The sequence below is a fragment of the Haloferax sp. Atlit-10N genome, from assembly GCF_003586325.1.
In the GTDB taxonomy this organism is placed as follows: domain Archaea; phylum Halobacteriota; class Halobacteria; order Halobacteriales; family Haloferacaceae; genus Haloferax; species Haloferax prahovense.
The window spans coordinates 44,023-57,178 of the sequence record NZ_PSYX01000004.1; the positions used below are offsets into that span (position 1 = coordinate 44,023).

A 13,156-nucleotide genomic window follows, 5' to 3' on the forward strand; every position below is an offset into this window, starting at 1 on the left:
CGATTCGCTCGGTCGAGATTCGGGGAAGACGGACGACCGAAAAGTCGGTGACGAAAGCGGGGCGGCGCGGCTCGGCAGCGAGAGGGGCACGACTCGACGGCGGCTCGGATGCGACTCGAAAACGGCTCGCGGCTGGCGGAACGCTCAGGCCGCCGATTCGACCGAACCAGCGTTCGTCCGGTTGACGTAGGTGACGAAGTTGTCGAACAGGCGCTTGGCCTCGCAGGCGGCGGCGTAGTTCTCCGGCGTGATGCCGTCGATGACCGACCGAAGCCGCTCGTCGGGGAGGAAGTCTTTCTGCCTCGCGATGGCCTCGGCGGTGTCGGTGTCGTACTCAGGGTGGAACTGGACGCCGAAGGCGTGGCTCCGGCGGAACGCGTGGACGCCGAACTCGTTTTGCGCGAGGAGTTCCGCGCCCGGCGGGAGTTCGCTCACCCGGTCGCCGTGGGAGGTGAAGACGGTGAAGCGCTCGCCGATGCCGGTGAGGATGTCGTCCTCGTCGTCGGCGCGGGTGCGCTCGATTTCGTTGTAGCCGAGTTCGAACTCGCCCATGTCCTCGACGGTGCCGCCGAGGGCCGCCGCGACGACCTGGTGACCGAAACAGACGCCCAAGAGAGGGAGGCCGCGCTCGTCGGCGTCGGCGACCCACGACACGAGGTTCCGAATCCACGCCTCGTCCCAGTAGACCGACGACGACGAGCCGGTGATGACGACGCCGTCGTAGTCGAAGTGGTCGGGGAGGCGGCCGTCGGTCACGTCGAACTCGACGAGGTCGGCGTCGAGTTCGCGCCTGAAGTTTCGGAACGTGCTCGAATCGCCGTGGGAGGCGTCCAAGAACGCGAGTCGCGGGCGGGTCATCGTGGAGAGACAGTCGGTGCGGCTCTAAAGAAGTTGCGCCCGGAACGCTCTCTGCCGGCACCTGGGACGGGGCGCGTCGGCGACGAATCCGGAGCGAACGCGACGGAGCGTCGCTCAGTCGTCGTCGAGCGATTCGAGAAAGGAGACGAGCGCGTCGTTGACGAGCCGCGACCGCTCGACGGTGACGAGGTGGCGCGCGCCTGCGAACGACTCGAACTCGCCGCGCGGGAGTCCCTCGGCCAGCGCGCGGCCCCCCTCGACCGGCCAGACCGGGTCGTCGTCGCCGTGGAGAACGAGCGTCGGAACCGTCACCTCGTAGAGCGGACCGGCGTCGTAGTCGGCGACGGCGGCGGTCTGCGCGGCCCACGCCTCGGGGTCGGCGTCTTCCCGTTCGCGCCACGAGACGAGTTGGTCGACCACGTCCGGCTGTTCCGCCCGGAACTCCTCGGAGAGCGCCGGCGCGAGCGACTCGCGGAGCGCCGCTGGGACGTCGGGCGCGGCCGAGAGCGGTTCGGGGTCGATACCGTCTCCCGAGGCGGCGGTGCCGACGAGGACGAGGCTCCGAACGCGGTTCGTCGTCCGCGCGGCCTCCAGCGCGACCAACCCGCCGAGGCCGAACCCGACGAGGTGAGCCTTCCTGACGTTCGCGTCCGCGAGGACGGCGACGAGGTCGGAGACGAGTGTCTCGACCGAGTACGGCCCCGCGGGCGCGTCGGAGCGGCCGGCCCCGCGGAGGTCGGTCACGAGGCTCTCGTAGGGGCCGGCGACGGCGGCGTGCTGCCAGCCCCACTGCCACGCGCCGTAGCCCGCGTCGCCGACGAAGGCGACCGTCTCGCCGTCGCCCTCGCTGTCGTAGTACAGTTCGACCCCGTCCGCGACTGCCGTGGGCATACCGGGGGCTCGGCGGGCGAGCGACTTAGGGCGTCCGTCTCGCGGACGCGGGGTAAGCGGGAACGAAAGCGAACGCGAACCCGGGCCGGTCGCGCGACCGACTCAGGCGTTCAAAACCGCGCGGAGCACGTCGGGAGCCTCGTCGAGCGCGTCGTCGAGCGCGTCCACGTCGGGGCCGCCGCCCTGCGCGAAGTCCGCGGGGCCGCCGCCGCCGCCGCCGACCTTCCCGGCGAGTTGGCCGACGACCTGCCCGGCGTTGACACCGACGCCGTCGGGAACGCCGACGACGAACTGGGCGCTCCCGCCCGCGGCGGAGCCGAGGACGGCGACTTTACCCTCCTCGACCAGCGCGTTCGCGGTCGCGCGGAGTTCGTCCGCGTCGCCGTCGAGGCGCTGGACGACGGCGGGCGTGCCGTCGATGTCGATTTCGTCGGCCCCCGCCGCGGCGCGCGCCTCGGCGAGTTCCGTCTTCAGGCGGTCGATGGTCTTGCCGCGCTCTTTCCACTCGGTGAAGAAGCGCTCTGCCGTCTCGGGCACGTCCGCGGGGTTCACGTCGAGCACGTCGGCCGCGCCGTACAGCGCGTCCTCGGTGCGCTGGGTGGCCTCGATGGCCGCGTCGCCCGCCGCGAAGACGACGCGCTCGACGCCGTCCTGAACGGGCTCCGTCGTCAGCACCTTGATGGCCCCGATGTCGCCGGTGCGCTTGACGTGGGTGCCGCCGCAGGCCTGCACGTCGGTGCCGACGTGGATGAGGCGAATCTGCTCGCCCGGCGGGATACCGCCCTGATAGAGGTCGAAACCGTACTTCTTCTCGGCGTCGCGGCGGTCCGGCCACTCCTGTTTGACCGGGATGTTCCGCATCACGAGTTCGTTGGCGACGCGCTCTATCTGCGTGACCTCCTCGCGGGTGATGCGCTCGTAGTGGGTCACGTCGAGCCGCGAGCGGTCGACGCCCTTCGACGCGCCGGCCTGCCGGATGTGGTCGCCGAGGACCGTCCGGATGGCGTGGCCGATGACGTGGGTCGCCGTGTGGTGGCGCATGAGCCGACGGCGGCGTTCGGCGTCGAGTTGGCCGCGGACGAACTCGCCCTTGCCGGGGTCGTCGTCGGTGCGGTGGAGCACCACACCGCCCGCTATCTGTACGTCGGTCACCTCGACCGTCGCGTCGTCGGTGGCGAGCGAGCCGTGGTCGGCGGGCTGGCCGCCGCCTTCGGGGTAGAACATCGTCTGGTCGAGGACCACGTCGTAGCCCTCCTCGCGCTCGAACACGTCGAGGACGACGGCCTCGAACTCGGTGCGCTCCTGGTCGTCGTAGTAGAGCTTGTCCGTCGCCGGCAGGTCGCCGAGGCGGTCGTCGCGCTCCACGGCCTCGTCCTCGCCGTCGACCTGCTCGTGGCGGTCGGCGACGAGCGAGTAGAAGTCGTCGGGGATGTCGACGGTCGCGCCGCGCTCCTCGGCGATTTCCTGCACCATGTCGGGCTGGATGCCGTGGGAGTCGTACAGCTCGATGAGTTCGTCGAGCGGTATCGGCTCGTCCTTGTCGGCGTACTCGTCGGCGAGCTGCTGGACCTTGCGGGAGCCGCGTTCGAGCGTCTTTCTGTACTTGCGCTCCTCGCTGCGGACGATGTCGCGGATGGTGTCGCGGTTCTGGTAGTCGAGGCGCTCGGCCTGCATGTCCACGAGTTCGTCGAGCGGGGCGTCCACGCCGAGGTTGTCCACGAGGCGCTTCGTGCGCCGGAGGACCATACGGGCGAGGTAGCCCGTCCCGACGTTCGAGGGGACGATGCCGTCGCCGAACATGTACGCGAGGGTGCGACAGTGGTCCGCGATGGCGTAGATGTCTTCGAGCGGTCGGAGCAGGGCCGTGAGTTCGGCCTCGTCGACGCCGAGTTCGCCCGCGACTCCGGCGCGCGCGGTTGCGAGGTCGTCGATTTCGTCGATGTCGAGGTGGCCCGAGAGCTTCGCCGCGCGGTGGATGAGTTCCTCCTCCTCGTCGGTGTGTTCGATGCCGACGTTGTCCTTCAGGAACTCAATCATGTCGGGGTAGACGGCCTCGTACACCGTCGGCGTCCCCTGGGACACCCACGTCCACCGTTCGAGCCCGTAGCCGGTGTCGACGATGTAGGTGTCCATCGGCGAGTAGGTGTTGCCGTCCTTGAGTTCGTACTCGCCGTCCGGGTCCTGCTTCATCGACATGAAGACGAGGGTGGCGAGTTCGGCACCGCGGTAGAGGACTTCGAAGGCCGGTCCGGCGTTGCCGCCGCCGACCCACGGGTCCTCGATGTAGGTGATTTCGGAGATGTCCGCGCCGAGCGACTCGAAGAACTCGTCGCAGAGGCGGACCGTCTCGTCTTTCCAGTAGACTTCGCCCTCGTAGGCGTACTTGTCGCCGGCCTCCTCGCGGGCGTTGAACGCGTGGTGGGCCATCATCTCGAACGCCATCGTGTGGCGGCCGGTCTTGCCCACGTTGTCGATATCCTGCATCCGGATGCAGGGCTGGGAGACGGTCAACGGGTTGGCCGGCGGCGGCGTCTCGCCGGACGTGACGAGTGGCTGGAAGTCGTAGATAGATGCCTGCGTCAAGAGCACGTCGTCGCGCCAGCGGTTCGCGGCGACCGGGTAGGGGTCGATGCGCTCGTGGTCGTGTTCCTCGAAGAAAGAGAGGAACTTCTCGCGCATCTCTTCGAGAGTGTACTCCTCGTCGAAGCCGGGGTTGTCGATGAAGGTGTAGTCGTCGGCGGGCGGTTCACCGCAGGTCTCGCGGTCGGGGTCTCGTGTCCAGAAGTGGACGCCCGTCACGGGGCATTGCTTCCGGTAGAAGCCCTCCTCCTCGAAGTAGTCGAGGCGGTACTCCGCTTCGAGTTCGCTCATTGCCAAACTCTGGTCTACCGTCGGGTAAAACAGTTCCGGGAAATGGGCGCAGACGCCCGATTCCCCTCAATTTCGCCCGCACGGGCCGTGTCGTTCTTTTCCCTCCCGAACCAACGAGGAGTATGGAACTCGCCTCGCTCCGTCGGCGACCGGCGGTCGAACTGCTCGCGTGGGTGGTCCTCGCGCAACTCGCGGGCGCGGTAGGGAGCGTCTTCACCGCGACCGCCATCGGGTCGTGGTACGCGACGCTCGCCCGCCCGTGGTTCGCCCCGCCGAACTGGGTGTTCGGCCCGGTCTGGGTGACGCTGTTCGCCCTGATGGGCGTCGCCGCGTGGCTCGTCTCCCGGAGCGACCATCCCCGCCGCGAACGGGCACTCGCCGTCTTCGTCGGTCACCTCGTCGTCAACGTCGCGTGGTCCGCGGCGTTCTTCGGACTGCAGTCGCCCGCGCTCGGCCTCGCGGTCATCGCGGTCCTCATCCTCGCGATTCTGGCGACGATGCGCGAGTTCGACGCCGTCGACCGACGCGCCGCCGCGCTCCTCGTTCCCTATCTCCTGTGGACGTGCTTCGCCACCGTGCTCAACTACGGCTTCTGGTCGCTAAACTGAGCAGTCGACCGGGTGACTCCCGCCTCGACGCCGTGTATCGCCCACCTCGGCTCGTTCTTGGTGATTGGAAACATGCCGCAACGATTATATTTCTCGTTGTCGTTCGATAGGGAGACTGCCGTGCACGCGACGGAACCAACGGTTTTCGTGGACGACGACTTCGACGATATCGACCTCGGCGACGGGGTCACGGTGGCGTCAACGAGTGACGAGAACGACCCGTCCGACGCCGCCTGCGCCGTCGTCACGGACCCCGACGCATCGGTTCCCGACGACGTGCCGACCATTCTGTACACCGACGTCCCGCCAGCGACTGTCGAGCGGCCCGAGCGGTTCGACGCCTACGTCAGCCGCGGCGACCGCTCCGGGCTCGAATCGCAGGTTCGATGGGTGCTCGCATCGACCGCCGACAGAGACGCCGAGGAGGTGGCGCTGGCCCGAAACGACGCCGAGTGGGACCGGCTCAAGCGGCTCTACGAGGGGACGACGGACCTCATCACGGCCGGGACGGTCGAGGAACTCTACGAGCGCGCCATCGGCCTCACGGAGCACATCCTCGAGTTCGACAACACCTCGTTTTTCGTCCACGACGGGGACAGCTTCTACGTCGCCGCCAACAACGACGATATGGCCGGGACGGGGCCGATTCCCTCGGACACGGGCCTGCTCGGGGAGACGCACCGGACCAAACGCTCGTTTCTCGTGGACGACGTGCGCGACCACCCCGTGGCCGACCCCGACGACCCCGCGTACCGCTCGGCGGTGAGCGTCCCGCTGGGCGACGACGGCGTGTTTCAGGCCATCTCCAACGAGGTCGGCGCGTACGACGAGACCGACCTCACGCTGGCCGAACTCCTCGTGTCCTACGTCTCCGAGACGCGGAGCCGCATCGAGTCCGAGGCCGCGCTTCGACAGAGCCGCGAGCAGATAGAGCGGCTCCACCGGGGGGCCACCGAACTGGCCGCGGCGACGAGCCTCGACGAACTGTTCGAGCGGACCGTCGAAATCACGGACGACATCCTCGAGTTCGACATCAGCTACGTGGGCCTCGTCGAGGGCGACTACATCGTCCCGGCGGCCATCTCGTCCGACGCGCCGGCCGACGGCGCAGAGCGCGTCCCCCTCGACGACGGGGGCATCGCGGCCGAGGTGTACCTGTCGGGGGAGACGGACATCACCGACGACGTGCGCGACCACCCCGAGGCGCGGCCGGTCAAGCGGATGTACCGCGCGGTCCTGAGCGTCCCCATCGGGGACCTCGGCGTCTTTCAGGCGACGACGTTCACGCCCGGCGCGTTCGACGAGCGAGACGCCGAACTGACGGAACTCCTCATGGCGCACGTCGCGGTCACGGCCGAGCGCATCCGCGCGGAATCGCGGCTCCGGGAGGAACGCGACCGCTCGACTGCGCTGTTCGAGCACGTCTCCGACGCCGCCGTCGCCTACGACGTGGAAGCCGGCGCGGTCACCGTCCGCGACGTGAACCGGGCGTTCCAGTCGATTTTCGGCTACGACGCCGACGACGTGGTCGGAAGCGACCTGCTGGGGCGAATCGTCCCGCCGGAGCCCGACCCAGACCCGGTGCCCGAACCGAGGGCCGACGAAACCATCCCCGAACTCCTCGTCGCCGCCGGCGAGAGCTACCGCGGCGAGGTCCGCCGTCGGACCGAAGGCGGCGTCCGCGAGTTCATCCTGAACGTCGTCCCGCTGTCGCCCGGCGAAGAGCGTGGGTCGGGGTACGCCATCTACACCGACATCACGGAGCGGAAGACCCGCGAAAGCGAGTTAGAGCGACAGAACGAGCGATTGGAGGAGTTCGCGAACATCGTGAGCCACGACCTTCGGAACCCGCTTTCGGTCGCCCGCGGGAACCTCGACCTCGCCCGCGAGACCGGCGCGGAGTCGCGGTTCGATACGGCCAAGCGGGCGCTCGAACAGATGGAGGAACTCATCGACGACCTGCTGTCGCTCGCCCGCCGCGGTCAACTGGTCGACGAGACGGAGCGCGTGGACCTCGGGGCGGTCGCCCGGCAGGCGTGGGCGACCACCGAGACCGAAGACGCCGAGTTACTCACCTGCCAGTCGGTCGTCGTCGACGCCGACGAGGACCGCCTCGCCGAACTGCTCGCCAACCTGTTTCGGAACGCGGTCGAGCACGCCGGAAGCGACGTTCGCGTCGAGGTCGGCGGCGTCGACGGCGGCTTCTACGTCGAAGACGACGGCCCCGGCATCGACCCCGAGCGCCGCGACGAGGTGTTCGAGCCCGGCGAGACGACCGGCGACGACGGCATCGGCTACGGGCTCGCAATCGTCGAATCCATCGCCGAGGCCCACGGCTGGTCGGCTATCGTGACGTCGGGGACGGCGGGCGGCGCGCGCTTCGAGTTCCGGGCGTGAGGCGAAAACGAGGAGAGACCGGGGAGTGCGGCGGCCGGCGCGGCCGAGTCGGCCCAGTTCAGTTCAGTTCTGCGAGAGCGCGAGCGACGCGAGGAGCGCCTCGAGTTGGACCTGCTCGTTCGCGCCCTCGGAGATGCGGTAGTCGGCCTCGCCGATGCGTTCCATGAGGCGGACGGCCTCGCGCTCGCCGAGGTCGAACTCCCAGACGGAGCGATGAAGCTGGTCGATGATGTCGCCGCCGGCCATCCCGGTGTCGACGATGAGCGTCTCTAACTGCTTGCGCGCGGTCGTGAACTCGCCGTCGATGGCGGCCCGAACCATCTCCTCGATGTCCTCGGGGCGGGCCGTCGAGGTAATCATGTAGACGGCCTCCTCGTCGACGACTTCGCCGGTCGTCGCGGCGGCCTGCAGGGAGTTGATGGCGCGGCGCATGTCGCCGCCGGCGGCGTAGACGAGCGCGTCGAGGCCGTCCTCGGTGACCTCGATGTCCTCGGCCGCGGCGATGTCGCGGACCTGTTCCGCGACGGCGTCGTCGCCGAGCGGGGAGAAACGGAACACCGCACAGCGCGACTGGATGGGGTCGATAATCTTCGAGGAGTAGTTACACGAGAGGATAAACCGGGTGTTGTCGGAGAACTGCTCCATCGTCCGGCGGAGCGCCGACTGCGCGTCGTTCGTCAGCGAGTCGGCCTCGTCGAGGAAGATGACGCGGTAGTCGTGGCCGCCGAACGACGAGCGCGCGAAGTTCTTGATGCGGTCGCGGACCACGTCGATGCCGCGCTCGTCGGAGGCGTTGAGTTCGAGGAAGTTGCCGCGCCAGTCGTCACCGTAGATGGCGCGGGCGATGGCCGTCGCGGAAGTGGTCTTACCGACGCCCGCCGGTCCCGCGAACAGGAGGTGCGGCAGGTCGTCGCGCTCGATGTAGCTCCGCAGGCGCTCGACGATGTCGTCCTGTCCGTAGACGTCGTCGAAGGTCTGCGGTCGGTACTTCTCGATCCAGATCTCACGACCCGCCGGGGCGTCGCCCGACTCCGCGGCCTCGCTCATATCCGTTCTACCGACCGCCCCGCACATAAACCGTGCGAGACGGAGAGCCGGTGTGGCACCGACCCGGCGGCAGGTCGAACGCCGGGTCGCGGGGCCGCCGCGACGCCGAGCCGACGGACTGAAACCCGCGCCCGACCCACGAGCGACCATGAACGTGACCGTCGAGGTCGTCGGCGAGGAGACCAGCGAGGTCGCCGTCGGCGACGGCGGGACCTACGCGGACCTCGTGCGGGCGGTGGACCTCAGCCCCCACGAGGTGACCGTCCTCGTCGACGGCCGCCCCGTCCCCGAAGACCAGCCCGTCGAAGTCGACCGCGTGAAGGTGCTCCGCCTCATCAAAGGCGGGTAGTCGGCGGCATGGACGACACCGCTGGGGCCGACGACGACACCACCCGGAGCGACGACGGAGTCCGCGTCCGCGAGGGCGACCCCGGGGAACTGGTGGCCGTGATGCGCGTCCTCGACGCCGGACTGCTCGAAGCCGACGCGGGCGACATCCGCGACCGACTGGCGGCGGGCGACTGTCTCGTCGCCGAGGCGTCCGGCCGCGTCGTCGGCGCGCTGGCGCTCGACGGCGACTATGTCGAGGCCGTGGCAACCTCACCGAGTCGCCGCGGGCGGGGCGTCGGAACCGCGCTCGTCCGGGCGGCTGTCGACCGAAGCGGACGACTCGTCGCCGACTTCGACGAGGGCGTCCGACCGTTCTACGAGTCGCTCGGGTTCGACATCGAAGAGCGAGGTGGGGACGCGAGAGCGGTCGCAGACACGGGCGCGGGCGACGACCGATTTCGCGGCGTCCTCCGGGACGCGTAGCGGCTTCAGAGATTGATGGATGTTACCAACCGACACAGATTTAGCCGCCGGTCGTCAAGGGCTAGGAAGTCAAGCCCATGGCAAAGCGTGACCGGAGCGACCGTATCCTGACCGACTGGGACCGCGTGTTCGACGCGCTCTCCGACCCGTCGCGCCGCTACGTGTTGGAGTACCTCCACGACCGGACGGAGCCGACGTCGGTCTGGGACCTCGCGGTCGCCCTCGCGGTGCGGACGACCGACCTGCCGCCCGACGAGGTGGACGTGCAGGTCGTCCAGCAGGCCGAGGTCGGAATCGTCCACGTCCACCTGCCGAAGCTTCAGGCCGCGGACCTCGTCGAGGCCGCGGGAGACGGCGTCTCGTTGACCGAGCACGCGGAGACGCTCCCGCTTTTCACGCCGGCGTACCGCGGGGTCGTCAGACCCGTCGGCGACGAAGAAGAGACGAGAGAGCCCTGAAAACGGCCCGCTCAGACGAGCGGTTCGACGAGTTCGCGGCCGGCTTCGAGGAGCGACGAGACTGCGTCTTCGCTCCCGGCCTCGGCGTAGACGCGCATCTTCGGCTCCGTGCCCGAGGGGCGGACGAGGAGCCACGAGCCGTCTTCTAAGAGCAGTTTGAAGCCGTCGAGCGTGACGACCTTGGCGATGTCGCGGCCGGCGATCGTCTCGGGGAGCACGTCCTCGAGGTCGTCGATGACGCGCGCCTTCTCGGAGTCGGGGCAGGCGACGCTTATCTTGTCGGCGACGATTTCGCCGTGTTCGGCCTCGATGCGGTCGAGGCGGGCGTCGAAGTCCTCTTCGGCGGTCGCGGCCGCCGCGAGCAGGCCCATGAGAACGCCGTCCTTCTCGCGGACGTGCCCGCGGACGGAGAAGCCGCCGGACTCCTCGCCGCCCATGAGCGCGTCGTGCTCACGCATGCCGTCGGCGACCCACTTGAAGCCGACCGCGGTCTCGAACACCTCCTCGCCGTGGGCCTCGGCGATGCGGTCGATGAGGAACGTGGTCGAGACGGTCCGGATAGCCGGCCCGGAGTCGGATTCGAGCAGGTAGTCGTAGACGGCGGCGAAAAAGAGGTTCTCGTCGAGGACGCCGCGGTCGGGCGTGGCGATGCCGATGCGGTCGGCGTCGCCGTCGTTGGCGACCCCGAGGTCCGCGTCGTGTTCGGCCATCGCCTCGGCGAGACCTTCGAGGTTCTCCGCGGAGGGCTCCGGCGAGATGCCGCCGAAGTCGGCGTCGCGCTCGCAGCGTAGGCGGACGACCTCCGCACCGGCGGCTTCGAGCAGCGCGTCGGTGACGCCGCGGCCGCTGCCGTGCATGGCGTCGTAGACGACCGTGAGGTCCGAGAGGTCGTCGCCGACGAGGTCCATGGCGTGGTCGGCGTGCGGGGAGACCACGTCGACGCGCTCGATGGTCCCGCGTTCGGACTCTGGCAGGAGGTCCGGTTCGGCGAGTCGCTCGGCGACCGCGTCGGTCACGTCGGGGAGCGCCGGCGCGCCGTCCGAGGGGATGAACTTCACGCCGTTGTACTCCGGCGGGTTGTGCGAGGCCGTGACCATGAGTGCCCCCGAGAGGCCGCGCTCGGCGATGGCGTAGGCGACGAGCGGGGTCGGGCAGTCCCGCTCGGGCAGGAGCACGTCGAAACCGTTGCCGGCGACGACCTCGGCGAGCGACTCCGCGAAGCCGGGCGAGGTCTCGCGGGCGTCGTAGCCGACGAGCACCGGGGCGGTGAAGCCCTCGTCGGCGAGGTAGTCGGCGACGGCCTGTCCGACGATGCGGACGCGGTCGTCGGTGAAGGTGTCCAGCGTGGCGCGCCACCCGTCGGTCCCGAATGAGATTTCGTCCATACGCGCACCACTCCGCGGCGGGGCAAAAAACTACGTTACGAGCCGACGGGGAGGGGACGCGCTCACGACTCGACGAGCCGCTGTTTCTCCCGGCGGCGGAGCTGTTTTATCTCGTACTCACGGGACATGGCCGCCGACTTCGAGTCGAACTCCTCGACGTGGACGAGTTCGACCGGCGTCCGGCCGCGGGTGTACTTCGCGCCCTCGCCGGCGTCGTGTTCCGCGACGCGTCGCTCCACGTCGGTCGTGTACCCGGTGTACAGCGAGCCGTCGCTGCACTCGATGACGTAGACGAAGTGCACGAGAGAATGGTTCAGGGGCGCGGGTATGAACCCACCGCCCGACCTCGTGCACGAGGTGTTGGCTTCGCGTGGTGGTCTTTTCTCGCTTCAGTGGTCATGCGGTGCGGGCACGCTGTCGAGCGACCTCCGCGATACCCGCGTTCGCCGAGCAGTTGGGACAGGCGAGAACCTGACCGTCCTTGTCGGCGAACACGCGTGCGAAGCGCTCGGAGACGTGTGACCCGCAGTGGTCACAGACTGGCATTGTTGCGGTCCGGCAGCCACCAAGCCGGTGTATGACACACGGTACCCCACCCATATGAGGGCTTCGCGCGTGTGCGTACGCACGCGAAATCGCGCACGACCACGAGGTGGAGAATAACGCCCGGTCAGGCGTCGTCGTCGCGGGCGTCCGAGACCGCGCGGGCGATGAGTCCGGCCTGCGCGCCGGCGATGTAGCCGGCGTCGACGTTCACCGCGGAGAGCACGGTACACGACTGGAGCATCCCGAGGACGGCCGCCTCGCCGTCGCCGCCGTGGCCGTAGCCCGTCGAGACGGGCAGGCCGATGACGGGCGTGTCGACGAGTCCGGCGACGACGGTCGGCAGCGCGCCCTCGCGGCCGGCGGCGACGACGACCACGTCGGCCTCGCGGAGCGTGTCGAGGTGGTCGAGCACGCGACCGAGGTGGGCGACCCCCACGTCCTCGATGCGTTCGACGTCCACGCCCATCTCGCGAAGGACCGCGGCCGCCTCTCCCGCGGCCTCGGCGTCGGAGGTGCCGCCGGTGGCGATAGCGACGGTCGCGTCGAGGTCGGGGCGCTCGAAGTCCGGCGCGGCCGCGACGACGGTCTTCGCCCGGGCGTCGCGGTCGATGTCGGCGTCCGGGAGGGCGTCGGCGACGGCCTCCGCGTGAGCGGTGTCGGCCCGGGTGACGAGCGCCCGACCGCTCGTTTCGACCGCCGCGACGGCCAGCGTCGCCGTCTCGTCGGGTGTCTTCCCCTCCGCGAGAATCGCTTCGGGGACGCCGCGCCGCGTCTCTCGGGCGGCGTCGAACCGTCCCGCGTCGGTCGTCGCGTAGCCGGAGAGTCGTACCTCCGCCTCGGCGGGCGAGAGCGAACCGTCCGCGACCGCCTCCAAGATGTCGCGCATATGGCCGCACGTTGGCCCGAGGCGTACTCATACCCGTCGTTCCGCCCTCGCGGGGATAAAGCATATATAAGTGGAGATTGTTCCCGATAAATCCGTCCTCATAGAAGCGCCATAACCCCCAAATCCGGCGGTATTAACGTCCAATATAGGAAAGTTTATTAAAGGAGAATCGGTAGGACATTCTGTATGGCAGACCTCATTGTCAAGGCAGCCGTCAAGGAAGCGCTCAAGGACAAGAACGTGGCCTCGGACTTCTACGACGCTCTCGACGAGGAAGTCAAGGAGCTTCTCGAAGACGCTGCTCGCCGCGCTGAGCAGAACGACCGTAAGACGGTCCAGCCCCGCGACCTGTAAACTCGGTCTTTAGACCTCTCGTTCTTTTATCGCCGGCCGGTG

At 68.9% G+C, this 13,156-nt stretch carries 14 protein-coding genes; 6 read left to right on the plus strand and 8 right to left on the minus strand.

Going from position 1 to position 13,156, the window contains the following annotated elements; translation table 11 throughout:
- Positions 1–144: 144 nt before the first annotated feature.
- The 3 genes from C5B91_RS13330 to alaS form a co-directional block, all read right to left on the minus strand.
- Positions 145–858 carry a type 1 glutamine amidotransferase gene (locus tag C5B91_RS13330; protein WP_008091281.1) on the minus strand — a complete coding sequence of 238 codons (714 nt, stop codon included), beginning with the start codon at positions 856–858 and terminating at the stop codon, positions 145–147.
- Positions 859–972: 114 nt separating this feature from the next.
- Positions 973–1,749, minus strand: a complete 777-nt coding sequence (locus C5B91_RS13335) for an alpha/beta fold hydrolase (protein WP_049967961.1) — start codon at positions 1,747–1,749, stop codon at positions 973–975.
- A 102-nt stretch (positions 1,750–1,851) separates the two neighbouring features.
- Positions 1,852–4,620, minus strand: coding sequence for an alanine--tRNA ligase (alaS, locus tag C5B91_RS13340; protein WP_115819835.1), 2,769 nt, complete (start codon positions 4,618–4,620; stop codon positions 1,852–1,854).
- A 122-nt stretch (positions 4,621–4,742) separates the two neighbouring features.
- On the opposite strand from alaS, the gene C5B91_RS13345 reads away from it, so the two are divergent.
- Positions 4,743–5,228 carry a TspO/MBR family protein gene (locus C5B91_RS13345; RefSeq protein WP_008091276.1) on the plus strand — a complete coding sequence of 162 codons (486 nt, stop codon included), beginning with the start codon at positions 4,743–4,745 and terminating at the stop codon, positions 5,226–5,228.
- Positions 5,229–5,375: 147 nt separating this feature from the next.
- The gene (locus C5B91_RS13350; RefSeq protein WP_233514264.1) at positions 5,376–7,625 is read left to right on the plus strand and encodes a GAF domain-containing protein; all 2,250 of its coding nucleotides are present in this window, start codon (positions 5,376–5,378) and stop codon (positions 7,623–7,625) included.
- Between the two features lie 63 nt (positions 7,626–7,688).
- Here C5B91_RS13350 and C5B91_RS13355 read toward each other — a convergent pair whose 3' ends face one another.
- Positions 7,689–8,672: a replication factor C small subunit gene (locus tag C5B91_RS13355; RefSeq protein WP_008091272.1), complete on the minus strand. Its 984-nt coding sequence runs from the start codon at positions 8,670–8,672 to the stop codon at positions 7,689–7,691.
- Between the two features lie 148 nt (positions 8,673–8,820).
- Here C5B91_RS13355 and samp2 point away from each other — a divergent pair, with 148 nt between their 5' ends.
- From samp2 to C5B91_RS13370, 3 genes are all read left to right on the plus strand, one after another.
- Positions 8,821–9,021 (plus strand): ubiquitin-like modifier protein SAMP2, encoded by a 201-nt coding sequence (gene samp2, locus C5B91_RS13360; RefSeq protein WP_004973827.1) that lies wholly within the window; start codon positions 8,821–8,823, stop codon positions 9,019–9,021.
- A gap of 8 nt (positions 9,022–9,029) precedes the next feature.
- Positions 9,030–9,485, plus strand: a complete 456-nt coding sequence (locus C5B91_RS13365; protein WP_049967958.1) for a GNAT family N-acetyltransferase — start codon at positions 9,030–9,032, stop codon at positions 9,483–9,485.
- Between the two features lie 77 nt (positions 9,486–9,562).
- On the plus strand, positions 9,563–9,943 hold the full coding sequence (locus C5B91_RS13370) for a helix-turn-helix transcriptional regulator (protein WP_008091266.1): 381 nt from the start codon (positions 9,563–9,565) through the stop codon (positions 9,941–9,943).
- A gap of 11 nt (positions 9,944–9,954) precedes the next feature.
- Here the strand turns inward: C5B91_RS13370 and C5B91_RS13375 are convergent, their stop codons facing one another.
- The 4 genes from C5B91_RS13375 to larB form a co-directional block, all read right to left on the minus strand.
- Positions 9,955–11,328, minus strand: a complete 1,374-nt coding sequence (locus C5B91_RS13375) for a phosphoglucomutase/phosphomannomutase family protein (RefSeq protein ID WP_115819837.1) — start codon at positions 11,326–11,328, stop codon at positions 9,955–9,957.
- Between the two features lie 62 nt (positions 11,329–11,390).
- Positions 11,391–11,630 carry a GIY-YIG nuclease family protein gene (locus tag C5B91_RS13380; protein ID WP_004973837.1) on the minus strand — a complete coding sequence of 80 codons (240 nt, stop codon included), beginning with the start codon at positions 11,628–11,630 and terminating at the stop codon, positions 11,391–11,393.
- A gap of 94 nt (positions 11,631–11,724) precedes the next feature.
- The gene (locus tag C5B91_RS22470; RefSeq protein WP_187367346.1) at positions 11,725–11,874 is read right to left on the minus strand and encodes a hypothetical protein; all 150 of its coding nucleotides are present in this window, start codon (positions 11,872–11,874) and stop codon (positions 11,725–11,727) included.
- Positions 11,875–11,998: 124 nt separating this feature from the next.
- The gene (gene larB / locus C5B91_RS13385; RefSeq protein WP_115819838.1) at positions 11,999–12,760 is read right to left on the minus strand and encodes a nickel pincer cofactor biosynthesis protein LarB; all 762 of its coding nucleotides are present in this window, start codon (positions 12,758–12,760) and stop codon (positions 11,999–12,001) included.
- A 186-nt stretch (positions 12,761–12,946) separates the two neighbouring features.
- Here larB and C5B91_RS13390 point away from each other — a divergent pair, with 186 nt between their 5' ends.
- A complete protein-coding gene (locus C5B91_RS13390; RefSeq protein ID WP_004045310.1) occupies positions 12,947–13,114 on the plus strand; it encodes a DUF1931 family protein in 168 nt (55 codons plus the stop codon).
- The last annotated feature ends 42 nt before the right edge of the window (positions 13,115–13,156 follow it).